The sequence below is a fragment of the Sphingobium sp. FG11 genome (assembly GCF_057809915.1).
In genome coordinates, this window is the sequence record NZ_JBMDKW010000012.1 from 83,539 (window position 1) to 110,456 (window position 26,918).

The 26,918-nt window shown below is 65.4% G+C and carries 43 protein-coding genes; 3 read left to right on the top strand and 40 right to left on the bottom strand.

Annotation, left to right across the window (positions count from 1 at the left end; all coding sequences use genetic code 11):
* Window positions 1–8 precede the first annotated feature (8 nt).
* From ACODSN_RS11785 to ACODSN_RS11980, 40 genes are all read right to left on the bottom strand, one after another.
* A complete protein-coding gene (locus ACODSN_RS11785; protein WP_489055610.1) occupies window positions 9–425 on the bottom strand; it encodes a hypothetical protein in 417 nt (138 codons plus the stop codon).
* Window positions 418–885 carry a hypothetical protein gene (locus tag ACODSN_RS11790; protein ID WP_489055612.1) on the bottom strand — a complete coding sequence of 156 codons (468 nt, stop codon included), beginning with the start codon at window positions 883–885 and terminating at the stop codon, window positions 418–420. The genes ACODSN_RS11785 and ACODSN_RS11790 overlap by 8 nt, the downstream gene beginning before the upstream one ends.
* On the bottom strand, window positions 885–1,232 hold the full coding sequence (locus tag ACODSN_RS11795; RefSeq protein ID WP_489055614.1) for a hypothetical protein: 348 nt from the start codon (window positions 1,230–1,232) through the stop codon (window positions 885–887). The genes ACODSN_RS11790 and ACODSN_RS11795 overlap by 1 nt, the downstream gene beginning before the upstream one ends.
* On the bottom strand, window positions 1,229–1,915 hold the full coding sequence (locus tag ACODSN_RS11800; RefSeq protein WP_489055615.1) for a DUF7168 domain-containing protein: 687 nt from the start codon (window positions 1,913–1,915) through the stop codon (window positions 1,229–1,231). The genes ACODSN_RS11795 and ACODSN_RS11800 overlap by 4 nt, the downstream gene beginning before the upstream one ends.
* Window positions 1,912–2,448 carry a hypothetical protein gene (locus ACODSN_RS11805; protein ID WP_489055617.1) on the bottom strand — a complete coding sequence of 179 codons (537 nt, stop codon included), beginning with the start codon at window positions 2,446–2,448 and terminating at the stop codon, window positions 1,912–1,914. The genes ACODSN_RS11800 and ACODSN_RS11805 overlap by 4 nt, the downstream gene beginning before the upstream one ends.
* Window positions 2,445–2,630, bottom strand: coding sequence for a hypothetical protein (locus tag ACODSN_RS11810; RefSeq protein ID WP_489055619.1), 186 nt, complete (start codon window positions 2,628–2,630; stop codon window positions 2,445–2,447). The genes ACODSN_RS11805 and ACODSN_RS11810 overlap by 4 nt, the downstream gene beginning before the upstream one ends.
* Entirely contained in the window at window positions 2,627–2,911 is a 285-nt protein-coding gene (locus ACODSN_RS11815) for a hypothetical protein (protein ID WP_489055621.1), read from the bottom strand. Before ACODSN_RS11815 ends, ACODSN_RS11810 begins: the two co-directional genes overlap by 4 nt.
* Window positions 2,908–3,474 carry a hypothetical protein gene (locus tag ACODSN_RS11820; protein WP_489055623.1) on the bottom strand — a complete coding sequence of 189 codons (567 nt, stop codon included), beginning with the start codon at window positions 3,472–3,474 and terminating at the stop codon, window positions 2,908–2,910. Before ACODSN_RS11820 ends, ACODSN_RS11815 begins: the two co-directional genes overlap by 4 nt.
* A 3-nt stretch (window positions 3,475–3,477) precedes the next feature.
* Window positions 3,478–4,197, bottom strand: a complete 720-nt coding sequence (locus tag ACODSN_RS11825) for a hypothetical protein (RefSeq protein WP_489055625.1) — start codon at window positions 4,195–4,197, stop codon at window positions 3,478–3,480.
* Window positions 4,198–4,208: 11 nt separating this feature from the next.
* On the bottom strand, window positions 4,209–4,754 hold the full coding sequence (locus ACODSN_RS11830) for a hypothetical protein (RefSeq protein WP_489055627.1): 546 nt from the start codon (window positions 4,752–4,754) through the stop codon (window positions 4,209–4,211).
* 130 nt (window positions 4,755–4,884) lie between these two features.
* Window positions 4,885–6,195: a phage major capsid protein gene (locus ACODSN_RS11835; RefSeq protein WP_489055629.1), complete on the bottom strand. Its 1,311-nt coding sequence runs from the start codon at window positions 6,193–6,195 to the stop codon at window positions 4,885–4,887.
* Between the two features lie 313 nt (window positions 6,196–6,508).
* A complete protein-coding gene (locus ACODSN_RS11840) occupies window positions 6,509–7,222 on the bottom strand; it encodes an HK97 family phage prohead protease (RefSeq protein WP_489055631.1) in 714 nt (237 codons plus the stop codon).
* 4 nt (window positions 7,223–7,226) lie between these two features.
* Window positions 7,227–9,287 carry a phage portal protein gene (locus ACODSN_RS11845; RefSeq protein WP_489055633.1) on the bottom strand — a complete coding sequence of 687 codons (2,061 nt, stop codon included), beginning with the start codon at window positions 9,285–9,287 and terminating at the stop codon, window positions 7,227–7,229.
* Window positions 9,284–10,681 (bottom strand): phage terminase large subunit family protein, encoded by a 1,398-nt coding sequence (locus tag ACODSN_RS11850; RefSeq protein WP_489055635.1) that lies wholly within the window; start codon window positions 10,679–10,681, stop codon window positions 9,284–9,286. The genes ACODSN_RS11845 and ACODSN_RS11850 overlap by 4 nt, the downstream gene beginning before the upstream one ends.
* Complete coding sequence (locus ACODSN_RS11855) at window positions 10,681–11,271, bottom strand: phage protein Gp27 family protein (protein WP_489055637.1); 591 nt, start codon at window positions 11,269–11,271, stop codon at window positions 10,681–10,683. Before ACODSN_RS11855 ends, ACODSN_RS11850 begins: the two co-directional genes overlap by 1 nt.
* Before the next feature lies 1 nt (window position 11,272).
* Window positions 11,273–11,569, bottom strand: coding sequence for a VpaChn25_0724 family phage protein (locus ACODSN_RS11860; protein WP_489055639.1), 297 nt, complete (start codon window positions 11,567–11,569; stop codon window positions 11,273–11,275).
* A complete protein-coding gene (locus ACODSN_RS11865) occupies window positions 11,566–11,919 on the bottom strand; it encodes a DUF2730 family protein (RefSeq protein ID WP_489055641.1) in 354 nt (117 codons plus the stop codon). Before ACODSN_RS11865 ends, ACODSN_RS11860 begins: the two co-directional genes overlap by 4 nt.
* Window positions 11,920–11,930: 11 nt before the next feature.
* Window positions 11,931–12,542: a hypothetical protein gene (locus ACODSN_RS11870; RefSeq protein WP_489055643.1), complete on the bottom strand. Its 612-nt coding sequence runs from the start codon at window positions 12,540–12,542 to the stop codon at window positions 11,931–11,933.
* Entirely contained in the window at window positions 12,539–13,090 is a 552-nt protein-coding gene (locus ACODSN_RS11875) for a lysozyme (protein ID WP_489055645.1), read from the bottom strand. Before ACODSN_RS11875 ends, ACODSN_RS11870 begins: the two co-directional genes overlap by 4 nt.
* A 96-nt stretch (window positions 13,091–13,186) precedes the next feature.
* Window positions 13,187–13,609, bottom strand: coding sequence for a hypothetical protein (locus tag ACODSN_RS11880; RefSeq protein ID WP_489055646.1), 423 nt, complete (start codon window positions 13,607–13,609; stop codon window positions 13,187–13,189).
* Window positions 13,606–13,875, bottom strand: coding sequence for a hypothetical protein (locus ACODSN_RS11885; RefSeq protein WP_489055648.1), 270 nt, complete (start codon window positions 13,873–13,875; stop codon window positions 13,606–13,608). Before ACODSN_RS11885 ends, ACODSN_RS11880 begins: the two co-directional genes overlap by 4 nt.
* A 3-nt stretch (window positions 13,876–13,878) precedes the next feature.
* Window positions 13,879–14,163 carry a hypothetical protein gene (locus ACODSN_RS11890; RefSeq protein WP_489055650.1) on the bottom strand — a complete coding sequence of 95 codons (285 nt, stop codon included), beginning with the start codon at window positions 14,161–14,163 and terminating at the stop codon, window positions 13,879–13,881.
* A complete protein-coding gene (locus ACODSN_RS11895) occupies window positions 14,160–14,861 on the bottom strand; it encodes a gp16 family protein (protein WP_489055652.1) in 702 nt (233 codons plus the stop codon). Before ACODSN_RS11895 ends, ACODSN_RS11890 begins: the two co-directional genes overlap by 4 nt.
* Before the next feature lie 2 nt (window positions 14,862–14,863).
* Window positions 14,864–15,211, bottom strand: a complete 348-nt coding sequence (locus ACODSN_RS11900; protein WP_489055654.1) for a helix-turn-helix domain-containing protein — start codon at window positions 15,209–15,211, stop codon at window positions 14,864–14,866.
* Window positions 15,208–15,408 carry a hypothetical protein gene (locus ACODSN_RS11905; protein WP_489055656.1) on the bottom strand — a complete coding sequence of 67 codons (201 nt, stop codon included), beginning with the start codon at window positions 15,406–15,408 and terminating at the stop codon, window positions 15,208–15,210. Before ACODSN_RS11905 ends, ACODSN_RS11900 begins: the two co-directional genes overlap by 4 nt.
* Window positions 15,405–15,650 (bottom strand): hypothetical protein, encoded by a 246-nt coding sequence (locus ACODSN_RS11910; RefSeq protein WP_489055658.1) that lies wholly within the window; start codon window positions 15,648–15,650, stop codon window positions 15,405–15,407. Before ACODSN_RS11910 ends, ACODSN_RS11905 begins: the two co-directional genes overlap by 4 nt.
* Window positions 15,650–16,306: a DUF3164 family protein gene (locus ACODSN_RS11915; protein WP_489055660.1), complete on the bottom strand. Its 657-nt coding sequence runs from the start codon at window positions 16,304–16,306 to the stop codon at window positions 15,650–15,652. The genes ACODSN_RS11910 and ACODSN_RS11915 overlap by 1 nt, the downstream gene beginning before the upstream one ends.
* Before the next feature lie 24 nt (window positions 16,307–16,330).
* Window positions 16,331–17,272 (bottom strand): AAA family ATPase, encoded by a 942-nt coding sequence (locus tag ACODSN_RS11920; RefSeq protein ID WP_489055662.1) that lies wholly within the window; start codon window positions 17,270–17,272, stop codon window positions 16,331–16,333.
* Between the two features lie 73 nt (window positions 17,273–17,345).
* Window positions 17,346–19,343 carry a transposase domain-containing protein gene (locus ACODSN_RS11925; protein WP_489055664.1) on the bottom strand — a complete coding sequence of 666 codons (1,998 nt, stop codon included), beginning with the start codon at window positions 19,341–19,343 and terminating at the stop codon, window positions 17,346–17,348.
* A complete protein-coding gene (locus ACODSN_RS11930) occupies window positions 19,321–19,806 on the bottom strand; it encodes a hypothetical protein (RefSeq protein ID WP_489055666.1) in 486 nt (161 codons plus the stop codon). The genes ACODSN_RS11925 and ACODSN_RS11930 overlap by 23 nt, the downstream gene beginning before the upstream one ends.
* A 200-nt stretch (window positions 19,807–20,006) precedes the next feature.
* Window positions 20,007–20,351 (bottom strand): hypothetical protein, encoded by a 345-nt coding sequence (locus ACODSN_RS11935; protein ID WP_489055668.1) that lies wholly within the window; start codon window positions 20,349–20,351, stop codon window positions 20,007–20,009.
* Window positions 20,348–20,704 carry a hypothetical protein gene (locus tag ACODSN_RS11940; RefSeq protein WP_489055669.1) on the bottom strand — a complete coding sequence of 119 codons (357 nt, stop codon included), beginning with the start codon at window positions 20,702–20,704 and terminating at the stop codon, window positions 20,348–20,350. Before ACODSN_RS11940 ends, ACODSN_RS11935 begins: the two co-directional genes overlap by 4 nt.
* A 169-nt stretch (window positions 20,705–20,873) precedes the next feature.
* Window positions 20,874–21,098, bottom strand: a complete 225-nt coding sequence (locus tag ACODSN_RS11945; protein ID WP_489055671.1) for a hypothetical protein — start codon at window positions 21,096–21,098, stop codon at window positions 20,874–20,876.
* Window positions 21,099–21,102: 4 nt separating this feature from the next.
* Complete coding sequence (locus ACODSN_RS11950; protein ID WP_489055673.1) at window positions 21,103–21,333, bottom strand: hypothetical protein; 231 nt, start codon at window positions 21,331–21,333, stop codon at window positions 21,103–21,105.
* The gene (locus tag ACODSN_RS11955; protein ID WP_489055675.1) at window positions 21,330–21,743 is read right to left on the bottom strand and encodes a hypothetical protein; all 414 of its coding nucleotides are present in this window, start codon (window positions 21,741–21,743) and stop codon (window positions 21,330–21,332) included. The genes ACODSN_RS11950 and ACODSN_RS11955 overlap by 4 nt, the downstream gene beginning before the upstream one ends.
* On the bottom strand, window positions 21,743–22,411 hold the full coding sequence (locus ACODSN_RS11960) for a hypothetical protein (RefSeq protein WP_489055677.1): 669 nt from the start codon (window positions 22,409–22,411) through the stop codon (window positions 21,743–21,745). The genes ACODSN_RS11955 and ACODSN_RS11960 overlap by 1 nt, the downstream gene beginning before the upstream one ends.
* Window positions 22,401–22,712 carry a hypothetical protein gene (locus ACODSN_RS11965; RefSeq protein WP_489055679.1) on the bottom strand — a complete coding sequence of 104 codons (312 nt, stop codon included), beginning with the start codon at window positions 22,710–22,712 and terminating at the stop codon, window positions 22,401–22,403. The genes ACODSN_RS11960 and ACODSN_RS11965 overlap by 11 nt, the downstream gene beginning before the upstream one ends.
* Window positions 22,705–23,940 (bottom strand): Ros/MucR family transcriptional regulator, encoded by a 1,236-nt coding sequence (locus ACODSN_RS11970; protein ID WP_489055680.1) that lies wholly within the window; start codon window positions 23,938–23,940, stop codon window positions 22,705–22,707. The genes ACODSN_RS11965 and ACODSN_RS11970 overlap by 8 nt, the downstream gene beginning before the upstream one ends.
* Window positions 23,940–24,641, bottom strand: a complete 702-nt coding sequence (locus ACODSN_RS11975) for a BRO-N domain-containing protein (RefSeq protein WP_489055682.1) — start codon at window positions 24,639–24,641, stop codon at window positions 23,940–23,942. The genes ACODSN_RS11970 and ACODSN_RS11975 overlap by 1 nt, the downstream gene beginning before the upstream one ends.
* Before the next feature lie 3 nt (window positions 24,642–24,644).
* On the bottom strand, window positions 24,645–24,920 hold the full coding sequence (locus ACODSN_RS11980) for a helix-turn-helix domain-containing protein (RefSeq protein ID WP_489055684.1): 276 nt from the start codon (window positions 24,918–24,920) through the stop codon (window positions 24,645–24,647).
* Between the two features lie 40 nt (window positions 24,921–24,960).
* Between ACODSN_RS11980 and ACODSN_RS11985 the strand changes: the two genes are divergently transcribed.
* From ACODSN_RS11985 to ACODSN_RS11995, 3 genes are all read left to right on the top strand, one after another.
* Window positions 24,961–25,689: a helix-turn-helix domain-containing protein gene (locus tag ACODSN_RS11985; protein ID WP_489055685.1), complete on the top strand. Its 729-nt coding sequence runs from the start codon at window positions 24,961–24,963 to the stop codon at window positions 25,687–25,689.
* A 128-nt stretch (window positions 25,690–25,817) separates the two neighbouring features.
* On the top strand, window positions 25,818–26,027 hold the full coding sequence (locus ACODSN_RS11990; protein WP_489055687.1) for a hypothetical protein: 210 nt from the start codon (window positions 25,818–25,820) through the stop codon (window positions 26,025–26,027).
* A 282-nt stretch (window positions 26,028–26,309) separates the two neighbouring features.
* Window positions 26,310–26,504, top strand: a complete 195-nt coding sequence (locus ACODSN_RS11995; RefSeq protein WP_489055689.1) for a helix-turn-helix domain-containing protein — start codon at window positions 26,310–26,312, stop codon at window positions 26,502–26,504.
* Window positions 26,505–26,918: the final 414 nt, after the last annotated feature.

The following is a 26,918-nucleotide window of genomic DNA, read 5'->3' on the forward strand; positions in this document are numbered from 1 at the left end:
GACGCGTCTCAGGGATCGGGCGCGGGGATCGATTCGAGCGCGTAGAAGATCTGGAAGGACTGGAAGACGCGGGGCCAGTCGGTGTCCGGCTCGCGTCCCGACGAATAGCCGCCCGCGCTGTTGACCCAGTGGACCAGCGTGTCGGCCGCGACCCGGCGCTCTACCCTGCGCAGGGCGAGGCCGGCCCGTTCGACCAGCGCCATCGCGTCGCGCGGCGTTGCGCCATAGCCGAATAGATCGACGCGCTGCGTGTCATGCTCGACATTGCTGTCGCCGGTCAGGGAAATGCCGCCCGACGGCCGGATGACGATCGTGTCGCTCCGCATCGATGCCGCCTCGTGCGCGGGCAGCTCGCCGCCGAACACACGCGTCAGGTTGAGGTCCGCCTTCAGGATCGTGACCAGGGCGCCGACGGGATCAGCCATCGCTGCCTCCAGTGCCGGCGTCATCGCCGCCGCCCGGCGCCGACTTGTCATAGGCCTTGCGGATATTGTCGCCGAGGCGCGGATAGGTGGCGTCGGCGGCGGGGCGCAGATAGGGCTGCGCGCGGATCGTTACCTTGCCGACGAACTTGACGCCGCCGTCCGGCTGCGGGATCGCCAGCGCCTTTGCCGTCTTGGGAAAGATGACGCCGCCCAGCTCGTGGATCAGCGCATAGCGCACGTCATGCACGCCCCACACGCCCTTGACGCCATTCGCGATCGGGGCGGCATAATCGACGATATCGATCCCGCCTTCCAATATGCCGCTCCGGTTCTGCCATGTGTGGTTGGCCTTCGCATGGGTGACGGCCTGCGCCATGGTGTGGTTGATGCCGGCGATCTGCGCCGCGCGCATCCGCTCGGTCACGGCCGGCCCGTTCCAGATGAGGGAGCTTTCCGCCATCAGCTGATCGCCTTCAGCGCAGCTTCGAGATGGTTGTGCTTGAACTGCACGCGCCCCTCGATCCGCCAGCGCCCGGCGTGCAGCACGGTGCCGCCGCGATCGGTGATGTTCGCGATCTCGTCCGCCTCGGCGATATCGGCGCCGACAGCGAACATCGCGCGCATGTCCTCGACGAGGGCCGTCTTCTGCCCATCGACCAGCTCGCGCGAGGCGTCGGACCAGGCGAAGCATGGCAGGGGCGCGCCGATCGGCGCCATCTGCGGCGCTTGCGGATTGTTCCAGGCGTCCTTTCCGGTCACCTGGTTGCGCTCGATCTGCGCTCGCATGGTGAGACGGGCGCCGATCATGCGATCATCAGGGGAGCCGCAGCGGCCCCCACGCCCTGGTGAAGATCGACGGCGCTGCCGGCGCTGCGGCCACGGCTATAATCGTCCCAGACGGACCGGCCCTTCATCTGGGCGCTGCGGCCCGTGACGGGGACGAGATTGGGATAGTGGACGGCCAGATATTGGCCGATGCCGCTATCCTCCGCGACTTCGGGAAGCAGCGCCTCGATCTTCCTGAACACCGCATAGGACCAGGCCTCGCAGAAAATGTCCGCGCGCTGGCGCTTGCGGCCCGGCTTGCACCGTTTCAGCTGGCTGGCGATGTAGGTGGCCCGCGCCGCCTTCAGCTGCCGGAACAGGACGGCGAAGGCATAGGTCGCGACTTCGGGGGCGGCGCCCCGGCCGATGAACGTCCGGTCACCCTTGGCGCTGATGAAGCCCTCTACCCGAAGCGCGCGCTGCACCGCCTGGCAGAGATAATTCTCCCAGCGCGGCGGTTTCTGCGTTCGGGAAGCGCGGGCTGTGGCCTCCTCGATGTCGGCCATGGCCAACTGCGCTTCGGTGACGCCATGCTCCTCCATGAGCGCGCACGCCTTCGCGAGCGCGCACGCCTTCGCGAGCGCGGCGGCCGCCTCATGCTCATTGGCCGACTTGGCCAGGGCGAAGCATTTGCGGATTTTGGCGAGAAGAGCCTTGTCGATCATGCCGCCGCCCCCAGCGCCTGGACGCAATAGTGACAGATGCGCGCTGGCGCCTGGCCGCGCGCACCGTCCCATTCGCCCGGATAGTCTGGCCCCTTGCCGCGTGGATGCGTGTGGAAGCTGACCTGGCCGGTCGGCAGGTCGATATAGAGAACGTCGCGGTGGAAATCCTGTGCCGGATCGATGCTCCAGCCCCAGGCGATGCCCAGATCATCGGCGCGATCGGTCAGGTTCGCGGCAAGATTGTCGATCGCCCAGGATTTCTTTTCATAGGCCATGCGCCGATAGGAGCCGCGACCGCGCTGCCCGCCGCGATAGACTTTCGCCCGCTCGCTCGCCTTGCAGGCGCGGAACAGGTCGATCGCGACCAAGCCGCGCGGACCGGCCAGCTGCAATTGCTGGTAAAGCGCCTTGGTCGCGTCGCCGTCCGATCCGGCATAGACTGCCATGATATCGGCGAGGGTGTAGACGCGCACGATCACGGCCCCGCTATGGCCCGCGTCGCGGGGTTTCATGACGATGTCGCCCGCGTTCATTGCTCGCCATCCAGAACGCCCGACCCGCCGACCGCGCTGGCGGCCCACAGGAAACCCGTTTCAAACTCGGTTTTCGCCGCGGCCAGCGACCGCTTGTCGATGCCCGGCTGGCCCGCCATCGCGTCCAGCATCGCCTTGACCGCCATCATAGCTTCGCCGGTCTTTTCGAGCAGATCGTTCACGCGATCCTCCCGTCGGTGGCGCGATAATGGGTGTCGGCGAGCATGCCGGTGCTGCGGCGCTCGACCATCTCCAGCCAGCGGCTGTCCTGAAAATCGACGCGGACGGGATACCAGGCGAACCAGCGGCTCCACCGCTTGCCGGGGCCGATCGCGCGGCGCTTCGCCCAGATCGCGCCGACGACGACGCCGCCGAACAGGAAGAAGGGCGAGCCGACCAAGAGGACGAGCAGGCCGATGGTCTCGACGCCCCAGCTCGGGATGATCTGTCGCGGAAACTTCATGCCATCACCATCCCGCGCCGGCTGGCCAGCGCCGTGAAGATCGCTTCCCGATCGGCGACGGGATCGCCCGAGAGCGTAAATTGATAGTCGCCGGCCCGCTCGCTCTTGAGGCCGCCGCGATAGGACAGGTCGAGCTGGATCAGCTTGATGACGGCTTCGTCGCGCGCGGCCTGCTCGCCGATCGGCGTGTAGGTGACGCGGACCAGCGGCGCCCACCAGGCCCGCCCGTTCGGCCCGCCCGTCAGCCGTTGCAGCGTCCGCCCGCCATGCTGGATCGCATAGTCGCCGGTGGCGAGCGTGATCTCATTGCCGGAAAGGCCGCTATTGCCCGGATCGACCTCGACGATCGTGACCGGTTGATTGACGTCCAGCGGGCGCGCCAGCCGCAGCGTGCGCAGGGTGCGCGAGGCTGGATCGGTCAGGTCGCCCAGCTCGACGCTGTGCGCGCCGGCCGGCCCGAACCGCGCTTCCATGTCGGCGACGATCCCGTCGATCATCGCCTGAAGCTCGATATCGGACAGGTCGGAACCCGCGCGCGCCCTGACCAGATCGACCAGCGCCATGGATCAGCCCTTCGTGCCCTGGGCGGGCTTGCCCGCGCCCTTATTGTCGGCGCGCCGCGCTTCCTTGTTCGCGGCCGGGGCCGCTTCCTTGTCCTGGGCGGGTGCGTCGGCTTCCTTCACGGGCGGCTCCTGTTGTGGGGATGTTTCGGAGGTGACGGGCGGCGGCGGTGGCGGCACATCGTCGATCGGAGGTTCAGGCTGAGCAGGCAGGCCCGGCTCATCACGCGCGATCGGCGCGCTGGCGAGCGTGGCGATCTCGTCCGGTACTTCCTCGCCGATGCGCGGGAGCGGCAGGCCCAGTGCCTGCGCGGCGGCGACCTGGCGTTCCAGCACCGGCAGAAAAAAGGCGAGGCCGGGAAGCGGCGCCCATTGATGCGCCTCGTCACCGACGAACTGGAGCGCCTCGACCTTCAGGCTGGGTTCCTTGAGGATATCGAGCAGATGACCGATATGGATTTCGCCCTTGGCGAAGGCCCGCCAATCCGCTGTGAAGTCGATCCCGTCGACCGTGATCGGCGGCGCACCATCCACCGTCGCCACGCGCAGGATCGCATCGGTCAGCGTGCCGTCCGCGATATCGCCATCAACCAGGCCGAACTTCTCGGCGGCGCTGTCGGGGATGTCGTCGCCGGGCGAGGCGTAGAGCGTGGCGGCGCGTGGATCGCCCGCCGCGACCAGGGCGGTCGTGCAAGCGGTCAGATAGAGCCTGGCTGTAGCTTTCATCGGGATGCTCCTCAGAGGGTTTCGTAGAGATCAACGATCACGGCCGAGCCATTGAGCGCCGAACTGAGAGTGACCGTGTTGCTCTCCAGCGCGGTGGGGGAGAAAGCGACAGTCGGTGCCGTGCCCTCGCGAACTCCGCCCAGGAAGGCGAAGAGCACGCTGTTGCGAGTAAGCAACAAGCGCAGGCCGAGCTTCGCGCCGGTGCCGACGCGCACGCGCTCGGTATTCGCCACCGCATAGGCGGGCAGCGTCACCTGCGTGATCGTCCTGAACGCCTTGTTGCCCGACACGACGGCGACGCCGGCCAGCGCGATCGTCTCGGTAATGATCTCGCCGCCGATATTGGTGCCGACGATCACGACGTTGCCAGTGACGTTGGCGTCATTGCCCTTGACCGTCAGGCAGCGCGCGATGTCCGGCTGGCCCGCAAACACGGTGACGACGGTGGTCGCGCCGCTGGCCATGGCCGTATCGGCCAGCACCGCGCTGTTGACGCCGAGCGCGGCCACGCCGAGCAGCAGCGATAGGACGCGCGAGGAGGAACCGGGAACTTTCATGGCTGTGTCTCCTGGGAGGACGGAAGAAGGAGCGCCCGGCCAGTGCATGCTTGCACCGACTGCCCCCCGGCTCGGGCGCTCCTGACGACTGGCCGTTAAAAGGCCAGTGACCTTTAGAGGCCTTGACCTTTTAGAGGCCCGTGACCTCGCAGAAGGCGGCGGGGCGGAACACGACCAGGACGGCACGCATGTCGCCGCGCACGGTGCGCTTGCCCTCGGCAAACTGGGTGCCGACATAGCCGATCTGGATATCCACGCCCTTGCGTTCGAACAGGCTGATCCAGGCGGGCTGGAACGAACCCGTCATGCCCCAGCCGGCCGCGATCGCGTCCTGCTGGATGACGGGCAGGCCCCACAGCCGTTCCGGTCCGGCCTCGCTCGGGCTGCCCCAGATATAGACGCCATCGGCCGTCCGCATCAGGCGGATGCCCTGCCAGTCGGTCGGATGCATCAGGTGATGGGTCGGCACCGCGCGGCCGACCAGGCGAACCTTGGTCATGCCCTTGAAATAGGCGTCGGGCACGGGATCGGCGCCCTTCGCCTGCGTCTGGATGCCCGCCGTATTCTTGATGCCGCGCAGGTTGGGCGTGCTGCCGTCGCCCGCGATCGACTGATAGTCGAGGTTCTGGCGGATGCCGAAGGTCAGGCGTCCATTGAGATAGCCCGACATCGCCGGCACATCCTCCAGCTGCTCGTCCGTGACGGGCACGCTGTCCGTGATCTTCTCGACATTGCGGCTGCGCTCGGTGAAGGCGAAGGTGGATTCGGCGAAGGTGCCGCCCTCGGCCGTCCCCGCCGCGCCATGCGTGCGGGTCGTTTCCTCCATATATTTATAGGCGGCCTGATCGGTGCGGAACATCGGCAGGATGTCCAGCAGCTGGATTGGCCGCGCGGCCATTTCCACGAAACCGGGCGCGCGGATGCTTTCCGGCGCGAAGCCCGCACCGCGCGACATCAGCGTCTTGGAACCGATCGTGGCGAACGCCGCGCCCTTGGCCAGCATATCCGACGGCCACAAATCCTCGAAATTGAAGGTGATGCCGCCCTTCTCGCCGCGCGTGGCGAAATCCTGATACCGCTTTTCCTCGGAAACCAGCTCGCCCAGCGACTTGATGACCTGACCGCCATCCTCGCCGCCCTTGCCCTGGCCCGGCAGCGGGAAGCGGCGGCGCGACTTCTCGCGATCGGCATGCTCCTTCGCGGCCAGCTCGGCCCCTTCCAGCTTTTCGGCATGCTCGGCGATCTCGTTGATCTCGGCGTTCATCGCCTTGACCTTCTCGGCCACCGCGATCGAGCCTTTCACGTCGGCGCCCAGGCAGGTCACCTTCCGGAAATCATAGCCCTCGTCCGACTTCGCCTCGGCGAATACCTTGCCCAGTTCGTCCTGCTTGGCGACGAGCTTTTCGCGCGCCGCCTTCAGGGTCAATTCCGCTACCGACATATATTTGCTCCCGCTCACCGGCCCGTTGATGTTGGAGCCATATGGCGGGAGGCGCGGGGGCCGTTCGCCCCGGACGCGTGTCCGTGGCTGAGCGGGCCGACGATGGAATGGGGTGGCATGCCTGTTACCCCATCACGGGGGCGACGCGCAACGCCGACGACGGCCCGCCGCAGGACGGACGCGCCGGCCGGGATCAGAACGGCCCGAAAAGCGATTTGAGACGCTCTAAGACAGCAGGCGATGCCGATGGAGGCCCACAGAGTGCGGAAACACTCTGGCGGGGCCTCCTGAGCCTCCTACGGGGCCGGCCAGATCAGCTCTTGAGATGGTCGCGCGCGAGGGTCTTGAGATAACCGGCCAGCGCCGTATCGGTCGCGGCCAGTTCCTGCGCGCTCCGGTCGGTATCGGGCGCCAGCGCCTTGCCGATCGCCAGATGAATATCGGCCAGTTGCTTGCGGCCGGTCGCGGTCAGGCTGGACGGATCGGTGGCCAGCGCGCCCGCCAGTTCGCCCAGCTGGGTGATGAGCGGGGCGAAGGCCGCATCCTTGAGCGCCTTGATCGCCAGCGTCCCCGTGCCCACGCCCGCGCCGCGCAGCACCGGCGAGATTTCGTCAACGTCCAGGCGCTTGAGCACGCGCACCCGATTGCCGTCGCGCTGCTCATAGCCCGCGTCCATCACCTGGAAGCCGTAAGACCATTCCTGCACCGGCCGGCCCTTCGACAGATCGAAGGACAGCGCCGCATGCCATTCCTTGCCCGCCTGGCTCGCGAGGTTGAGCGTGAAGTCGGCGACGGCCCATCCGTCCGTCTCGTGCAGCCAGGCCTTGCCGAACGGCATCGATCGCCGGTCATGCGCCGGGATCATCTGCACCCACTGGCCGCCGCCTTCCTTCCAGCTGAAGGCGCCGGGCGCATAGGTATCGCCGTCGCTGTCGATCGCGGCCAGCTGGGCGATGCGGGCGCGGCCGGTGCCGGCCTCGTCCATCTTCTCGATCGTCACGCTCTTGGTGATGCCCGAAAACATCATGACTCTAGTCCTCCTCGAAACTGGGTGCGAAACTCAATGTGCCGTTGGGATGCTCGGCCGCCGCCATGGCCAGCGCCGCATCGGCCGACACGATCTGGCCGTTGCGGGCCATGTGCGTCAGCAACGACCGGCCCGGCCCCAGCCGCCCGTCGAATATGATGAAGCTGCCGACGCCGGCCGCCCTGCCGCGCTCGATCGTCGAGATATTCTGCGCATATTTGGTCTCGGTCCGCGCGATCACGCGGGCGCGCACTTCGGCGCTGGCCCATGGACCGCCCTCGACATGGCCGCCGATCCGGTTGGCTAGCGCCTGCGCGCCTTCACCCGCCGCGCGCCCTTCGGCCAGCGCCTCGTACAGCGCGGACCGGCTCTGCCCGGACAGGTCGATGAGGCCGGCGCGCCGCCCGCCCGCCGCGACGATGGCGCGCGCCACCTGGTCGGGCATCGACGCGCCGAGGCCCGCATGTTCCGAGGCTTCCTGGATCGACTTGGCGACTTCCAGATATTGCGCCTCATAGCCCGCGCGCATCCGCCCCGACCACGCGTCGATGCCGAGCTTGTCCAGGATCATCGCGACCAGCAGGTCATCCGACTTCTCGCCGCGTTCTTTCGGAAGCGACACATCCGCCTCCAGCAGCGGCAGCGCCGCGTCGATCGCCGCCGGGCCCAGCCCGTTGAAGACGCTTCTGAGCGGCGTCTCAAACGCCTTTGCCAGCGCGTCGCCGCTCCGCTGCGTCATCAGCACGAAGGCCTCGCCGCGTTTCATCGCGTCCTGGCTGGCGCGGCGCTCGGCCTTGCTGCCTTTCGGCGCGGGCACGACACGCGGCGTCGCCGGCTGGCCCTCGGGCACTTCGATCAGGTTGATCGGGCGCAGGTAGAAGCGGTGGCTGTCGTCGGCGTCCTCCCCGATCCCGACGCGATATTCATAGACGGTGATCCCGCCCGTCGCGAGCTTCTTGCCCCAGCGGTCGGTGCGCTTGTCCTCATCTTCCTGGAGCGCCAGCACCTCGCTCGTGTCCCAGCTCACGACCAAGCCGGCAGCATTGCCGAACTCGCCCAGCAGCGAACGCTGCAACTCGTCCGCCAGCATGCGGGCAAAGGGCAGGACGCCATTGTTCCAGGCGAGCTTGCGCATCTCCTCCATGGTCGCGCCGACCTTGGTCGCTTGCAGGCCCGCGCCGAAGCCGACCACGGCGGCCGGCACGCCCAGGCATGCGCACACGCGCTCTTCGGCCACGTCGCGGCCCTCGCTCATGTTGAGCTGCTGCGGGTTGAAGCCATAGGCCTGCACGTCGGTCGGCGCGCCCATCACCAGCGGCCCGCCGCGATTGTCGCCGCCGAACGCCTGTTTGAACCAGGCCTTGGTGGCTTCGACATCCTCGGGCGCGGGCATGGCCCCGCCCTTGGGGCTGATGACGACGCCGGGCACGCCCATGTTGCGCAGGAGCGAGGCGACGAAGTTGCTGCTTTCCAGATCGATGAAGATCTCGCGGATGACGCCATCCATCGGCGAAAGCCCCATGCGGATATTGCGCGGGTCGATGCCATGGCGGAAATGCACGACATCGGCCGGCTCGATCTTCATCGCCTCCATGCCGCCGCCTGGGCTGTAGCGATAATAGCTGATGAAATCGTCGCCCTGCTGCGACCATCTGGGTTCCATCATCCAGTGCGGCACATACCATAGCTCGGCCGGCCGGCCGGCGCCGTTGCGCACGATGATCCAATAGGCGTTGCCGGAAATCAGGAAGCTGACCAGCGTCGCCATCCACAGCGCGATATCGCCGTAAAAGGGATTGGGCTGCTGGATCAGCGCCAGCATGGGGTTGGCCTGGACATCCTCCAGATCGCCTTTGCCGGTGCGCCGCTTCACGCACAGATTGGCCTCGGGAAGCGCGCGGCCGATCCACAGCACCGGCGCTGTAACGACCGAACTGTCCAGCCCGTCGCCGACTTCCTTGCGATAGTCGAACCGCGTCCGCTTCAGCAGCTGCTGCACGAAAGGCACGCCGCCCGGATGAAACATCGAAGTGACGGCCTTCGCCGCCTTGGTGAGCCAGCTCATCCGGGAATCCAGACATCGTCAAGGGTGAGGGTACGGCCGGTCGGCGCCGCGATCATCGGGCGCCACTGGGCGGTGTTGGCGCTGGACGCCGCATGGATCGCCAGCGCCAGCGCCCAGAAGCGGTCCGAGTGGCCGTCTTTCGTGCGCTCGGCCGTGAAGCGGATATTGCCCGCCGCCGTGGTTTGCTTGGTGACGGCGCGAAGATCGGCGCGGATTTCAGGGCGGTATGGGATGCGGAGCCGCTTGTCCTCCATCTTGCCGCGCACCGGATAGGCCAGCTTTTCTTTTACCTGAGCGGTAAAGGTGACGCCTTCGACCGCATAACCGCCGAACATTTTCTGCGCGTCATCGACCCAGCCGATGCCAAGGCCGGTGCCGTCGAAGGCGGATCGCTGGCAGCGCTGTACCCAAGGCCAGATGATCTTTTCCTGCTCGCCCTTGGTCATGTTCTTGAGCGATTCGACGTGGCGCGTGTAGAGAACGTCGCCCAGCAGCTCCAGCACCCACAGGACGGTCAGGTCATGCTTGCGGCCGATATCGAGGCCGAGGAACAACTGTCCGCCCTCTACCCGCGCCCAGTCGGTTCCAGCCGGATATTCGGCCGAGGCGATCAGGTCATATTCCAGGAACGCCGCGTCGTCGTTCGCCGGCTGGCACATATATTCCTGGAGGAAGCTTTCTTCGTCGGCGCAGCCCGACTTCACGAAGTCGAAATAGGCGGCTTCGTCCATGGCCTGGCGTTCGTCGTCGTCGGGCAGGGACTGCTGGAGCTTGTAGAGGAAGCCCTGATCCAGCGCATCCTGAAGGGTGACGGTGTGCAGGTTGATGCCCTTGGGATTGCCGCTTTCCTTCACCTCGCGAACCAGCTGGTTGAAGAAATTATGACTGCCGCGATGCGTGGAGATCAGCTCCATCGAACCGCCCCAGGTGATGCCCGGATAGGCGATGGCCCACAATTTCCGGGGATCGGGATGAAGGGCAAACTCGTCCAGTATGCGCCCACCGCGCTTGCCCGCCTGCGCGTCGGCATTTGACGACATGGAGTTGATGCGGCGGCCGTTGTCGAAACTCAGCACATAAGCCGTCTGTCGCTGATCCAGGTCGATCACCTGTTCGCCCAGGTCACGCGCCGCCATGTCGAGAATGCCGGTGAAGAGCTTACAGTCTTCCAGGAACAGCCGCGCCTGAACGTCGTCCCGCGACGAAACCCACTGATCAAAGCGCGCACCCTGGCGTCCGGTCCGCGCGGCGGCGGCATAGGCGGTGGACCAGCTGATGCCGATCTGCCGGCTCTTCTCCATGAGCTTCAGCCGGCCTTCGTCGGCGATCCATTTGCCCTGAAACGGCAGGAAAATCGCGTCGCGATTGGCCGGGATGATCCTGGCGTTGCCCATCAACCGACCCCAAGCGCGCGATTAATCTCCGCCAGCGTTTCGGGCGAAACGCCCGCCTTTTTGCCCACGCTCTCGATATCGGCGCGCGCCTTCGCCAGCCGCTGGGCGACATCTTCTTCCAGCTTGCGCCGCGCCTCGGCGGACGATTTCTGCGCGAGGACGGAAGACTGCACGGCGCGCGCGATCTCCTGAAGGCCCTTGCTGTCCACCTTGCCGCCCTCCAGCAGCTCATAGGCGGCGACCTTGACCATTTCGGCAACCGCGATCGTCACCTGGTCCGGGCCATCCGTGCCCAGGTTGGTCACCATTTCCCCGGTGATGTGGCGCACTTCGTCCAGGCGCCGGAACTGGATCGCCTTGCGGATCGACCAGCGCGAAAAGGCGGACTTGCTGACGCTGCCGATCCCACGATCGGCGAGGCGCGCGTTGAACTCTTTGAGGATCGCCGTCTGCGGCATGCTCCGATCGCGCAGCTGCTCGGCCGCCCACATGATTTCGGGATCGGCATCGTCGGGCAGCTGGTCGATCGACGACAGCCGGCCGCGCCCGTCACGGCGATCGGGGCGCGGATCGGAGCCGCCGTCGCTCATCTCAGTTGTCGTCGCCGGGACGCGTGATGCCCACGACCACTTCCCGCTCGGCAACATGGTTGCGGCCGAGCTTCGTGACATGCGCGATCATCACCGTCCCGGCCTCGCTGGTCTCGATCGCGCCCAGCTCGGCCAGCTTGAGCAGTTGCGTGCGCACCCATTCGCGCGATCGGCGGATGGCGAAGGCGTCGAGCACCCGCATCAGGCTGACCTCGTTCATGCGGCCGTCCACCTGGCGGACCAGTTCCTTCAGGATGATCAGCCGGCCATCCTCGTTCACCTTGGCGTCGTAGCTCATGCTTTCTCTCGCAGATAATCGTCGATGCGGCGGACGGTGTGGACGATCGTGCCCAGTTCGCTCTGCTGGCGGTTCGTGATGCCCAGCAACTCGACCAGTTGCAGCTTCACCGCGCCCACATCGTCTTTGGTCGGAAGATGGGCCAGTTCGCCCTCGACGCGCAGCTGGCGGTCCTCCATCAGGTCAAGGCGATCCTCGACCTTCTTGACCCGCTCGGCTTCCGCCCCGCGCCCCTTTTCATACCAGGTCCACAGCATGTTCGCGCCGCTGACCAGCAGGGCCAGCAATGCAGTCAGGTTGACGCCGCCACTTTCCACAATATCCCCCGTGCCGCCCGATTCCGTGAGCATGGCCGACCCCCTCAGGGCTGGCCGTCAATGTCGATCGAGGCGGCCCGCTTCCAGGCGTCGATCAGATGGGTGAGCCTCAGCGAGTTGACGGTGCAGGCGTCGAGATCGGCGGCATCCACGATAGCGGCTCCACCGGGCCGCACAGCGCCGCTGGACAGGGTGGGAAGGCCGGGCACTGCCGCGCCTGCGCCACCACCGGCACCGCCGTCTGCACCCGCTCCTGCGCCCCGCAGGCGAGCAGCAAGGGCAGCGCGAGCAGCGGCAAGGTCCGTCCGATAATCATATGTCACCTCCGCAAGATGGCCCTGCCATTCGCCCGCGACCCGTGCGGCATTGGCGCGGTCGCGCCGCGCCGCCTCGATCCGGGCGGCGGCGACCAGGCCGACGAACTTCTGCATTTCCGCTTTCTGGCCTAAGAACTTGCCGTGCCACGCCGCCGCCTGGGCCTGCCGGTGCTGGGCAAGCTCACGCGCCTGTTGCAACGAAACCGACAGCCACAGCAGGTTGAGGACCAGCAGCAGGATGAACAGCCGCACCGGCCGTTCGACCAGCCAGCGGAACGCCCGCGCCAGCAGCGCGAGGCCGGGGCCGATGCCGGATAGCAGGCGAAACAGCGCGATCATGCCGCCACCTTCGGCGTCATCGTCCGCTCTGGCGGCAACAGGGTGAAGCAGGCGCGCATTTCGTCATTGCGGCGATTGTCGAGGCCGGTGACGACGACGCCCCCCGCCTTGTTCCACAGCGCGAATGCCTGACAGGCGCCGTACCAGTCGCCGCCCTTGAACTGCCGCGCCATGGTCGATCCGCAATAGCCGGCGACCCCGATATTATAGGCGACGCTGATCGCGGCGCCGAGCTGATAGACGCTCCGCTGGAGCATGGGCGTGCATTTCAGAACGCCAAGGCCGTAGTCGCTGCGGATCGCCTTGTTGAGAAAAGCGTGGCATTCGGCCAGTGTGTAGGGACGCATCTTCACCCGCGTTTCGCCGGTGCAGACGGTCCATTTCTTGACGATATCGCGATAGGGGACGGTGCGCGTGCCCTCCCATTTCTCGATCAGCCCGCTCGCAACCTGCGCCGCCGGATCGCTCACGACGATCGCGGTTGGCGCCGTCACCAGCGCGGCGGCGGCGGCGACGCCGACCAGGGACCGGCCCGATGCGTCAGCCACGGCGGAACCCCGCCTGATGATAGAATTTTTGCCCTTTGCCCATGCCCGCCTTGTGCGGGAGGTAAGCGGCTCAAGCGCCCCGGACGCCTGTCCGGCCTAGTTCGAAAACAGCCCCAACTGGCGATCATCGACCGGCCGGCCGACCCTGGCGATGCGACGGCGGACAGAGCGGACCGTGTAGCCCGTGGCCAGGGCGATGTCACGTTCGGAGCGGCCCGCCGCGATCATCGCATCCATCTGCGCGTTGCGCGCCGCCGCCTGCCGCGCGACCGCGCCGGTCGGCCCCAGGGGCAGATCGATGCGCACGCCGGCATGGCCATCGGCCAGTGCCTCGCCGATCGCGCTGGCCGCCTCGCTGCCGACCAGCTGGCTCAGCCAGTGATCGGGACCAGGCGCTGGCGGCACATAGATTTGCGTGCCGCCACGCGCCCGCGCGATGGCCAGCGCCGCCTCCTCGCCCGCCACTGCGGCGATCTGGGCGAGGACGCCGGGCAGAGGAAGGGGCGCGTTGACAGTCACCGGTAGGCCTTCCGATCCTGGCCGATCGCCATGAAGCGACAGGCCGGGCGCGGCTCAGCGATCACCGTCACCACGACATCGTCACGGACGACGAAGCTGGTGTGGTCCAAGGTGATGAGGAAATCGGTCGCGCCAATCGAACGGGCCGCGCAATGCGCCCGCGCCAGCGAGGCCGACAGCGCCTGGCGCGTCTGCTCGGCCGACAGGGCGTCGCCGCCGTCGAGGAAGCGCAGCAGCACATTGTCGGAGATGCGCGGGCCGGCCATGGATCAGGCCTCCAGCCGCTGCTGCGCGGCGCGCAGCCAGTTCGTGGTCGCGCCCCTCAGCCCCCCGGTCGATGTCGATCGGACGCCAGCCAGCTTGACGCTGGCGCCCTGCCAGTTCTCCCGAACCGTCGCGCCGGCCGCGACCAGGGCGGATGCCAGCGCCGCATCGGCTTCACGATGCGCTTTCCGCCACGCATCATAGTTCGTGGAGGCCTGGACATGATCGGTCGCGGCGTTGTGATCCGCGACCAGGCGATCGACCAGCGCAATGGCGTCCGCGATCGTCATGGCCGATCCTCCTCTGCGCGGGCGAGGCCGGCCTTGCGCAGCCAGTCGCCCATGCTGGCCGACGCACGCTTCCAGCAGATCGCGTCGCGTCCCTGGCGCAGGCCACCGAAGACGAATGTCGCGCTTTCGACAGTCATGTCCTGCCGTGCCACGCCGGCCGCTTTCAGCCGGCCCAATATCGCGATGCACAGCCCGCGCTGGAGCTGCTCGACCGACAGCGCTTCGCCGTCCAGCCCGCGCTGTGCCCAGCCATTGCGCTCGGCCATATTCTTGAGCGCCTCGATCAACTTGTAGCTTTCGGACTGGCGCATCCAGGCCATGCGCTCGCATTTCATCTGCCGTGCCGCGAATGTCTCCAGTGCGGACCGGCGAGGATTGCGCACCACGCCCAGCTGGTAGAGCGAAATCCAAAGCGCCAGCGCCTTGCGGGTTGATGGATTCTCCACGCGCGCCTCAGCCTGCGGCTTGCGCTGGGCGCCGGACCGCGCGGACGATGTAAAGCCCAGCCGTTCGAACTCGGCCAGCACGTCCGACAATTCGCCCATGTCCATGTCGGCCGAGCTGCGCTTGCCGGTGACCCGCGCCAGAATGTCGCGATAATCCTCCTTCTCGATACCCAGTTGCTTGGGTGCGATGTGCAGCTTGGCGATCAGCAGCCGGCGCGGATCTGCGGCACCGGAACGGGCAGCGTAAGCCATGGTCAATCCTCCTGAAGGTCGCGGAAATGTTCGCGCAGCCGATCGGTCAGGCGGCGGAAGGCGGGATCGCGCTGGCGCAGGGCATCGCCCCTGCGGCGCGCGCTGATGATCGTGCTGTGATGGCGTCCGCCCAGCGCGTGGGCGATGACATGCCAGCTCGCAGGCGTGACCTCGCGGGCAAGCCAGGCCACGGCGAATCGCGCCCGCGACAGCGGCATGGTCCGAACGGGGCCGATGATGTCCGCGCGACGCAGCCCCATTTGATAGCCGACCTCTGCGATGATCGCCGCGACGCTGACCAGCCGGACCGGCTGCGTCGCGCGGCCGGGCAAGAATGCAAGGCCGATCATCGACCGCCTCCCAGCCCGAGCGCTATGGCCAGGATCGCGGTGACCAGCACCACGCCCTGGATCGCCCCGATCAGGATGGAGATGCGGTCGAGCGTGTTGCGCACCGGCGCGCCGGTGTCGGGATCGACGAACAGCGCGTCCATCGCCCTGGCGAGGATCGGCGCGCTCGCCCGCTGCTGATCGCGCGCGCGCGTCATTGCCCGGCCTCCCGCGCTTCCAAATCGGCGAGCAGAGCCTTAGCTACGCGCGTGTTGTCGGCGTCCTCGATCTCCGCCCGCGCTGACGCATCGATCAGGACGCCGGCCATCTGCCGCGCCTGATCTGGGATCAGGTCGGCAACGCATTGCTGCGCGCCGTCCAGGACGAAGACGAGGCGCACGACAGCCTCGCCGCTGTCATCGACCGCCGTGCCGATCCCTATTTCCGGAGGGCCGCCCATCACAGCGTCGCCATGTTGATGGAGACGGCTTCCCACGCCGCCTGGTTGTTCGGGCGGCGATAGATGCGGACATAGCGCTTCGACCCGATGACGCGGATGGAATCGCGGATCGCCTTCATCGCCCGCTTCCAGCGTTCGTCCTCGATCTCCAGGCGCAGCAGATAGAACAGGTCGTTGCGGTTGACCTTGCCTTGGCTGTCCACGTCGAACGCGCGGTTGATGACCGCCTTCAGCTCATCGCGGGTGCCTTGGCTCCAGTCGCGCAGGCAATCGTCGACCAGTTCCTTCGCGATCTGCAATTCCGGGCCGAACGCGATATTCTCGCCGACGCCGACATCCACCTTTTGCAGGCCGTCATAGGACAGGAAGGACAGATTGCCCTTCTTGCCGCCGCGGCGCGCGCCATATTCCTGTTCGAGCAGCGCGACGAAGGCATCGACATCATCCAGCGTATGCTGTCGGAATCGCGCCACCTGGGCGCTGATCGGCTCGGCAAAGCCCATGATCTTGCGGACCAGCTCGTCCTGCAACACGTCCTGCGGCTTGACCGCTGTCAGCGGGATCAGGCCGCCCTTGCCGTCGATCAGGTAGATGGTGCCGTCGATCTCGCGGCGGCCATCGGTCGGGGCGATGGCAGTGGGGTTCAGTGCGTTCATGATAAAACTCCTTTGATACGGGGATCAGGCGCGGGCCTGGACAGAGACTTGCGCGGCGGCGTCCTTGAGATGCGCCAGCTCCAGCGGCAGGCCTTCCGCATCGGCCATCATGTGGGCGAGGCGCAGGGCCTTGCTGGTCCGGCGCAGGGCACCGGGCCGCATCGCGAGGTCACGGATGAAGGCGATCATTTCCGGCTTTTCGATGGCCCACGCAGCGGCGAGCGGCGCCACGTCGGTTTCCATCGCCTGGGTCTGCACATGGTGGGCGCTAATGCGGCTGAAGAGCTGCGAAAATTTCGCCAGCTGGGTCAGCAGGTTCGTGTCCCCCAGCAGGGCGATGCCGACGCCGGACAGGTCGTTCCAGGATCGAATTTCGTCGAGGGCCTTCGCCGACAGATGCTGTGCCTCGTCAATGATGATGAGGGCATTGCGCAATTGCTCGACGCGGTTGCGAATCTTGCGGGACAGGGCCTGCGGCGTTCCCTTCGCGTCGCGTTCGCCCATCGCCTCCAGCACGGCCGCCTGCATCGTCGGTACGCCGGCCGTCGATGAAGTCATCGTGACATGGAAGACGTTCGGATATGTCCAGGCAAAGCGCTTGGCGGCTTTCGTCTTGCCCGTTCCGGGCACCATGGCGGCCGCAACCAGCTCGCCCAGGCGAGCGAAGTTGAACAGCTTGAACAGGCGGGCGCTGGTCCCCGTGTCGAACCAGTCGGGCATGGTGCGCGGCTCGATTTCGACCGCCGCCTGCGCGGCAAGCGACTGGCGATAGCGCGCGACCTTCTCGGCAACATTCTCTTCCCGACCGCCATAGCCCTTGTCGGACATGAACTGGCTGATCGTGCCATGCGGGATGCCGGTCAGCCGCGCGATCTCGCGCGTGCCGACATTAATCGCGGTGCGATGATCGATGATCCATCGCCGCTCTTCCTCGACATCGATGGCCTGTGTGGTTTCGTCATTCATGCTATGCGTCTCCTGTCTCTCTTCGGTGGGGCGGGCGCGCGGGTGGCGGTGAGAAACTGCCCGCGCGCCCATTTCAATCGACCGCCCGCAACCTGCCGAGCGCGCCGAAAATCCTGCTTTCCGATGGTTTGGGATCCGATGCCGGCGCCGGGGCGATGGCCTTGAGCGCGGCGGCCGTCTGGCCGCGATGCCGCACCATCCGCACCGCGCCCGGCTCGGGCATGGCCGGGGTCGGGGCATCGACCTGAAGCGCTGCCACCTGTTCGGCCGCAAGCAGCTGCTCGGCCTCCAGCCCGTCACGGATGCGGCGGCGATGGTCTTTCCAGCGCTTGGCGGTCGTGCGCGCGCCTTCGGCATCGCCGAATCCGCTGTCGGCGATCAGCTGCGCGGCAGTGAGGAAATGGCCGCCCCGGTCATAAAGGTAGATCTCGCGGTGCAGATCGTCGGGATCGAAGCGCACGGTCACCTGTTCGCCGCGCAGATGGCTGCACCCTTCCGCCCAGTAGCGGTTGCCGAACAGGTCGATTTCGCCGGTTTCCCTGTTCACCCGCTTCTGCTCGGCGGCGAGCAGGGCCATGCGCATATGCTCGGGCTTGGCCTTGCCGATCGGCGCGGCGGCGTAGCTGGCCGCGAACACATCGTCGAAGCTGCGCCCCGCATAATGGCGGCCACGGCGGCCCAGCTTCGCATTGTGCCGGGCGATTCCGCGATCGACATGCGCGACGAACTCGGCCCAGCCCATGGCGCGCGCGCCATAATTATGCGGCTTGTTCAGCGCGTTGTTGCCGGTATAGGCGCCCTCGGTCGCGGGATGGCGGCTGATCGTGTCGCACAGGTCGCGCCAGGCGCGTTCGATCGGCTTGGACTGACCGCGATAGGGCAGCGCCCAGTGAATCTGGATGCCCAGCGCCGTCAGCAGCCCGGTCGGATCGGACGGCAGCACCTTGTAGCGGAACCGGGTCAGCGCGCCGCCCGTCAGCCATTTGCTGGCGAAGCCCCGGCCATTGTCCAGCAGGCAATGGACCGGAATGCCCCAGTTCGTGATGAGGTCGGCAAAGGCAAGCCGCGCCAGCGCCGCGCTCTCGGTCTCGCCGATCCGCCAGGCCAGCACCTTGCTCGAATGCACGTCCTGCAACCCGATCATGATCGGACGGATCGGCTTGCCGCCGCCCGGCGGCGTGACCCACACGTCGAACTTGTGGCCATCGACATTGACCCATTCGAGCGCGTGCAGATGCTCGACGGTGCGGCGCTGGGCCGGAATCGCGCGGCGCAGGGCCTCTTCGCCCTCGCGCGCCAGCTTCAGCACATCGGGATGGACCTCGCTCTCCAGGCGGCGGCGCATCGTCCGTTCGGACGGCAGCACGCGGCCCATGGCCTTGGCGATATCGGCGACGCGCTCGTAGCAGCTCGCATAGGTGGCGCCGGATGCGCGCAGGCAGTCCGATTTGTAGATGGTCCACAATTCGGCATCGATCTCGGCTTCCTTGCCGCCGCCCTGGCGGCGCGGGGCCAGCGCCGGGAGCCAGTCGGCCCGCGCCACCCCTTTGACCAAAGACATCCATACCCGCACGGTGGACACGCCGACGCGCTCCCGCCGTGCGATGCCAATCACCGCCGCCGTCCAGGTCATTCCACTCTCCTTCAAAAGATAGATGTCGCGCACGATGCCCAGGCGCTTCTCCGCCTCGGCCCTGGTCGCCTCGCCCTGGAGGTCGAACCAGCGCCAGCTACCGCTCGCGACGGCTTCCGCTTCGGCCGGGGCCGGGCGCGCCCCGATTCCGCGCTTGGCCAGCTCCAGTCGGGCGGAGCCGGGCAACAGCGAGACATGATATTCGGTGCCGCCGCCGCGCGCGTTGCGCGGTCGGCACAGCGGCGCGCCGTCCTGCTGGCGAAACCGCCACCGTTCGTCCCGGATGCGGCGGTTCATCGCGCTCTTGTCCGTCGGCAGGCCGGGCAGGCGCAGGTCCGCCAGCTCGGCGGCGGTGAACCATTCCGCCGCCGTTTCATCGCCGTCTTGCTGGCGTCCGAAATCAATGTCCCCGGCCTTAATGAGCGCGATGGCTGTCACGATTCTTTTCCCCCCGGATGAGCGGCGCCTGTCCGGCGATCCGCTGACGTTCTTCTCTGAGCTGGGCGATCTGCCGGTCGATATGACCCAGGCGCGCGGTATGGACTTCCTCGCCGACCAGCAGCGCCGCCCCGATCTCCCGCATGATCGGGTCCAGCAAATCCTGCCGGTCGCACACGGCGACCAGCGCCAGGCAGCGCGACATGATGACCTTGTGCCCCTCCCGCGCGGGGCTGGCATAGGCGTCGAGCATCGCGACATTGATCTCTTCGCCCAGCAGCTCGCCCATCTCGGCGGCGATCACCGCCCGGCTACGCCCCTCGGCGGCGGCGCTGGCCAGGATGGTGCCGACCATCGCGGAAATGCGCTTCTCCAGCCCCGCCAGCGCCGCTGCCGCGCGTGGCAGCGTCGGCGCGTCGAACGCGAATCCGATCTGGCCGGGATGCGCCTTAGCCTTGGGCATCAGGCTCTCCATTGCACACAGGGCAAGGCAGGCCGCGCAGCAACGCCGTCCGGGTCGCAGGAAAGGCGATCCAGCCAGTGTCATGCTCGCAACGGCCACAGTGCAGACGTGCGCAGGACCGATCGTCCGGGAAATTTCCGGCATCGACGACGCTCATCATGACGCGCGGCGACCGGCGCGGGCGAGTGTTGCCGAACAAATCAGTCATCGCCATCGTCCAGGACGGCATCGATCATGCAGTCATCGACCACGGTGGTGATGATTAGCCGAGCCAGCGAATTGACGTGGATACCGCGCCTGGCTGCGTGCGGGCCGAGTGCGTCAAGGACATCCGTCGGCACCACGACAGTCCGGCCAAGCTGCTCGGAAGGGCGCTCCGCGCGCATGGGCCTCCGCCGCCCTGAACCCGCCTCCAAAGCGCAGACCGTCTTCGGCTCGATGCCGATGGCTATGGCGATCTGGCGCGTATCGAGGCTCTCGGCACGAAGACCATGAATAGCAGCGGTGCGTGTGGGATAGCCGAGCGTGGGCTTGGGGCTGCTCATGCCCGCACCCATTCAATGCCGACTGCGCACTCAGGCTCGAAATTGCGCTCAATGCCCTCGCGGATCAGGTCGCCCCATTCAATCAGCGCCTGCACGGCGGGGTCTATATCCTCGCCCACATTCGGCCGATCCGGATCAATTTCGGGAATGCGCGCCGCGACCCGGCCGCCAAAATCATGAAACCAGATGCAGGCTGCGGTTTCGACGAATAGGGCCTCTATTGCCGCTTCACCGCGCGCCGTGCAGACGAGAATGGCGCCATCCGGTTCCTTTCGGCCGCCGATGAACTCGACCATACCGCTGGCCCAGACGATCAGCTTCTGAATGTCGCTTTTCTGATGCTCGCCGCTCATGACGGCCTCCGCAGGCAGGGCACGATATCGGCCATGTCTGAGCGGCACACGATGCACTCGCCGCAGCCCACGGCGCGCGGCGCGCGGCGCGACAACGGCAGGATCATTTCGCGATGCCCGCGCGGATGGCGCTGGGCGGGACCAGGGCGGCCCAAGATGCGCGGGACACTCACTGGCCGCACCTTTCAGGATGGTGAAGCCGGAGCGCCTCGATCAACTTCTTGCTGGCACCACGGATCGCCGCGTTGCGAAAGTCGTCCGGCGTGCGAGCGGCGGGTACGACATTCTCGCGCTCGATCCGCAGGTGCAGGGTTTTACGGGCTGGCGTGCCGACCGTCTGCGATCGAACGATCTCAGGTGTGAGCCACAAAGGCGCGGGGCGAACATTGCTCAAGGCGCTACTCCCTCATCATCCAGGGGTTGTTCCAGGCTTGGAAATTGCTGGCCGGTGCGGGCGTCTCGCCCGCGTCATCGGCGCCGATCGGCGCGGCCTCGGTCGCTTCCGCCCGCCGCCCGCAGGCCAGCCGCCGCTTGCGCAGTTCACGCGCCGCCTCGCACGGCGTGCAGCCCAGCCGCATCGCCAGCTCAAAAGCCTCACGGGCCGCGCGGAAGCGATCGGCGGGGGTCACGGTACGGGGTCCCAGCGCAGCACGACGCCTTCAAAAAGCGCTTCGCCATGCTCTTGCAGCCAGAACCGGCCCATATCCCGGCGCGCCGATGCACTCTCGGCATCAGGCCGGAAGCCGTCGTCCCAGGCGAACGCCTCTATCTGGCCTTCGTCCAGAGCAACGCCGTCGATCGATATGGACCCGATCAGCTCGGCATGGTCGGCATCTATGACGATCTCGATATCGCGCACGTCGCGGCAGATCGGGTCATTATCCAGCAGCTTGCGACAATGCTTTGTGCGCATTGCCTCATAGTGCTGCATCGGCTCGCCTGGCCGCGCGTGGCGCTTGCGCCTGCCCCGGACCGTCTGCCGTTTTTCCAGCGTGACAATGAGTGGCGAAAACCGCTTTTTGTAGGAATAGGCAACCATCAGGCTTGCCCTCCCAGCAACGGCAGCCAGATCGTCCGCGTGTCGCCGGGCGCGGTCGGCTCGCGCACGTCCCAGACGCACGCCGCATAGTCGATCACGCCGCCGCGATAGGCCCGGTTGCCCATGGCATGGACCCGGTCGCCGGGCGGCATCGATGGCCGCTGGGTAAAGATCAGGATCAGCTTGGGCGGATGGTCGCGGCGGACCAGCACGGAGCGCTTCCGGCCCGGCGCCAGCCACTTGAGCGGCACCAGCATGACGACGCGGTCCGTCGCCAGGCGCATCGCCTGCCGCACAAAGGCTTCCAATATGCCCTTGCGATAGGAATAGGGCGGGTTCGTCCAGATCGAGCAGCGCGCCACGCCCAGCGGCCGATGATCCAGTTCAAGAAAATCGGCCGAAAAAAACGTCGGCGGGGTATCGAACATGTCCCATTCGACATTCTCGACCAGGTCGGACAGGATGAACCGCCCATCGACGCCAAGGCCCTCAAGCCCCTGCGCGGAATGGCCATAGCCAGCCGCAGGGTCCCAGATATGGCAGTCCGGTTCCAGCTCGGGCGCGAGACCGATCTCGCGCGCGACCTGATGCCATTCCCAACCTTCCTCGACATACCAGTCAAGCGGATGCCGGTTCTTCGCGCGGCCCGTGGAGATATCACCGCGCATCAAGGCATCCTTCCCCTCGCGCGAGACGATCTTCAGGCTCAAATATCAGGGCCTTGAGCCTGTCTTGAACGGGAAGTCTGGAGATTCCTTCCACCCGGCGAAGCCAGCGTTTGATCGACTGCTCGGAAACACGCATTTGGCGCGCTGCGCGCGATATCGCCTTTGCTACGTCATGACCGCAGCAGCGGTAGGCATCGACCATCGCCAACGCGGCGTAGCGAACCGCTGCGGCATCATGACAACGCTCATCTGCTTGAAACGCATGGAATTCCGCCATGCCGACGACGATCTTCCTATGCATCGGTCTCGCCTTTCAGCCCAAGCTTCATCGCCTGGCGGCGGCGTTCCTCGGCATAGTTGGGCGCAACCAGCGGATAGTCCGTGGGGAGGCCCCATTTTGCGATGTACTGGCCGGGTTGAAGGCCATGCGCCGATCGCAGATGGCGCTTTAGCTGCTGATGCTGCTCGCCGCAGTCGAGACACACGATGTATTCAAGTCTCACCGACGCGCGGACGGCGACGGCCGGCACGGGCTTATCGACATTAACGGGAACCTTGGCATCGCCCAGCTCCTCATTGAGCAGGTCGCGCAATTGCCGCTTCACCTCATCCGTTTTCAGTTGAAGAATGAAGTCGGGAAGATGGCGCTTTTGCAGTGTGGCGTTGAGCCGGCTAAGGCCGCCCTTAACGGCACTGACATGTTTCTCATGCTCCAGCGGGGTCGGCCCGTCTTTCGGCGACACACCGGCCGACAAGCACGCATCGACAGCGTTGAGGCCGTGATTAGCCAACAAAGCTTCGATAACGGCACGACGCGCTTCTTCGCCGTGGAGGCTTGTGATCACGTTCAACTGCGAAGCCGTCTCGCCGACAAGGGGATGCCGCGCTAACGCTTCGATGAGATCGGGAAACGGCTCGATTAGCAGGCGGTACAGCTTGAGGTCGCGATAGATATCCCGCCGCGCCAGATCGAGCGCTGCTCCAACGGATTCCTCCCATGAATACGCAGTGCCAAACTGGCACTGCGTATCCTCGGCCTCCTCTTGGAGCGCCTGTTCGGCGCGAACTTCGCCGGACTTGACCCGAGCCCAGCGCGCTTTGACGGCAATCTGTTGTTGCTTGAGGTCTCCACGAGCGCGCGCGATACGCTCACGTGCAGCCTGCGCCAGCGCAGCCGTGAACTTCGCCCGTTCGATAGGCCCCAGCGGCCTGCGATGCAGGTTCTCGGATGCCTCCAGTTCAGCCAAGTCTTCCGGCTTACCGGAAACCTCAATTGCCCAGACGCGGATGCCCTCCAGCTCGGCGCCGTGCGTGCGATGCATGCCGGTGACCAGCCGCCAGGGGCGCGTAGCCGCCTTGCGGTTCTTGACCACCTTGATCGGATCGCGCTGGCCATCGACCGCCATCAGCCGGCCCAGCGCGGCGGCTTTGTCCGTGTGCAGGAAACCGATGCGGTCTCCCGTCTCGATTTCGGAGGGCTCCAGCTCGAACAGCGTGGCACCCGCCAGCAAGTCTGCGCGACCGCTCATCAGTGGACCCTCCCTTTGACGCCACGGATCAGGTCCAATTGTTTCCAGATGCGATGAAGTGCCGATCTCGATGGCGCACGCACCACGCCGAAGCGGGCTGCTATCTCTTCCACCGCCTGCGCGATGGTCATCTGCCGGTGCAAGGCGATGACCGCTTCGCGAACCGGTACGTCCGCCCAGCACTTGGCATAGCGCTGGCTGCGCAGCGTCCCGTCCGGCCGCTCCAGCCGGAACACAGATGGCGCATAGGTGATCGCCACGGCGTAAGATGGGCTTTCCGCCATCGCTTGCGACTGGAGCAGCCGCTCAAGGTCGACGATCCGCTGTTCCATCCGCCGCCAGGCATCGTCATCGCGGGGCGCGGGTTCGGCGCTGGGCATCGCATAGAAGCCGTTTCGGCGGATTGCGGGCAGGACTTCGGAGGTCACCCACTTGCGAAACGGCTTCGCTTCGGACCGGCGCGATTTGAGGATCGCGTGATAGAGGCCGCTCTCGGAGATGATGGTCATCTCCTGCTCACCGCCAAGGGTCCGCACAATGTGCGGACCCTTTTCATCATCGTCGAGGTGGCGGGTCATATCGCGGGCTTCGCGATAGCCAAGCACCTTGGCGACATCGCCTGCGACCCACCAGGGCGCGGCATTGACCTCGACCACACGCACCAGCGCGTCGCCGTAAGCGAAGGGGACAAGGGCGCCCATCGCTTATTGCGCCTCCGCACTTAGACGATGCGTCTTTCTTGTGCGCCTGATAATGGTGTCGCCATTGGCAGTGTAGCGATCAGGAAACAGCTCATGAATCCCAACGCCCAGCGCGTCGGCCATCACCTGCGCGACTTGCGGGCGGCTCTTGCCGCCCAGCACGTCGTTCACCGAACCATACGGCAAGCCGAAATCCCGCTGGAATTGGCGGATGCTCAGAAACCGCTTGCGGATCATCGTCTTGATGTCCTCGCGACGGTGCCGCTCTTCCGTGGTCATTGTCATGCCTCGCTAACTTTTGTCATGATGGACTGACAATATGTCAATTGAGCAAGACAATCAAGGCGACATTGCGAAAATGGCTCTGGAGGTGCGCTTGCGTGAAAGCGCGGCCAAAAAAGGCTGGAACCAGGCGGAGTTAGCCCGTCGTGCAGGATTAGACCGTCAGCTGATTAGCTCTTATTGGCATGGTAAGACCCGCCCATCGCGTGACAATTTGATCGCGTTGGCCGACGCACTTGAGATAGATCCGCGATGGCTGGTAGGCGGCGTCAATGGAACGGCCAGTCGCTTGCTCGACCAGATCGACAAGCTGATCGAGGCCGGGGATGATGACGCGGTCAATGCGTTGCGGGCCGATCTGGAAGGCATTGCCCATGATCCCGATCTTGAGGATGCGCTGCAAAACCGGGCCGATTTTATATTGTCGATGATGGGCGACATGAGCGCTAGGGCACGTCGGGGGACGTTCATTACAAAATGGGAAGAAAAGCGCGCCAATGCGCGAAAAACCATTGCGGAAGCGCTGGAAAATGCGGAACGAATTACCGGCTTTGATCTGGGAGAAGGCCTCAGAACGGCTCTCTTGTCCCTGTCAGGTCAGTTGATATTGACGAAGCTCGAAGATGTTTCCCTCGATCTGCTAAGCTGGCCCTATGAAACCCTGATAGAATCTATGGTGGCTAGGGTTCGATCGGGGGAAGTCGCAATCATGGATGAACAGGCCACTCTCCACAGCACAAAGCCAAATTATCGCGGCGAAGATTGAGGCGTCCCGATCCTCGCCAGCTCGTTACAGATAATCCTCAACCTCTTCGATCGAGCCGTCCTTCCTCTAATTGATTGCGGCAGGGTGGGGTCAGATGACAGACTAAAGGATATTCCATGAGATTTCCCATGATAATCGTCGGCTGTTTGATCGTCTGTGCTTGCAGCAAGGGAGAAGCCGAGGAAAAGCGGTATGAAATCGTGCGACAATCCGCTGTTGTTGATCGCGAAAGCCAGCTGTGCGAGCAAGCGAGAAAAGTATCCGCTGGGTATTTAGAGGATGGAAATCAGGAGCAGTATCAGTTTTGGCAGGTAAAGCTCATTTCGGATTGCAAGTAGGACGAAATGACTCCCATGTGGCCAACTGAATAGATAAAAAAGATAACCCAGTTACGTATTTTCGCTTGATCGAAAACAGTAACTGGGTTACTAAAGTGATGTCGGCAGGGAAGCAGCCCTGACGACAAACCGAAGGAGAAACCTATGATTAGGTTCATCATTCGGTTGGTAACAAAGTGGATGACCATAGAACTGGAAATCCGCTTCTAACCTAACCGGGGTTCGGTGACCGAAATATCGGCACCGAACTCCAACTGCGAAAATATAGGCGGAGCGCAGTTAATGCAAGGTGACGAACTCAAATCGATCCGCAAGGGCCTTGGTTGGACGCAAGGGCAGATGGCCGATGCCCTCGCCCTTTCGGGCACCTTCATCGGGTTGATGGAGCGCGGCGAGAAGCCGGTGGAACGACGCACCTGGCTGGCCGCTCTCTATCTGCGCGATCATCCCGACGCCGCCGAAAACGGCCCCACTTAAGAGCTGCTCAATGACGGGCGACGATCGGTAAAACTGTCGGGTTTCAGCCATTTTCGGCCCGTTTTCAAAGTGGGGACGCGAAAACCCCACTTCATCCCCACTTATATGCGTCTCGCTCGTGCCTCAGACGGCTCTCAACCGCCCGTTTTCCGCGCCTCAGACGCGTTTCACACGATCAGGCCAAACTCCAGCCTGTCGCGGCAATCGACCGCCTAAATTAACTAAGAGTCCAGACAGTCGTTTCACCGGGACCCGCCGCGAGAGAAACGGCAGAAAACCCCATTTTCTGTTGGTTTGAATCGCGAAAGGTCGGGTCTCCCCGGAAAATCCCGGAGTCCAGCCTCTCTTGTCATCTAACAATAATCCGGATCGAACTGGCCGCGCTCGACAAGAGCTTCGAGGTCCAGGATTTCC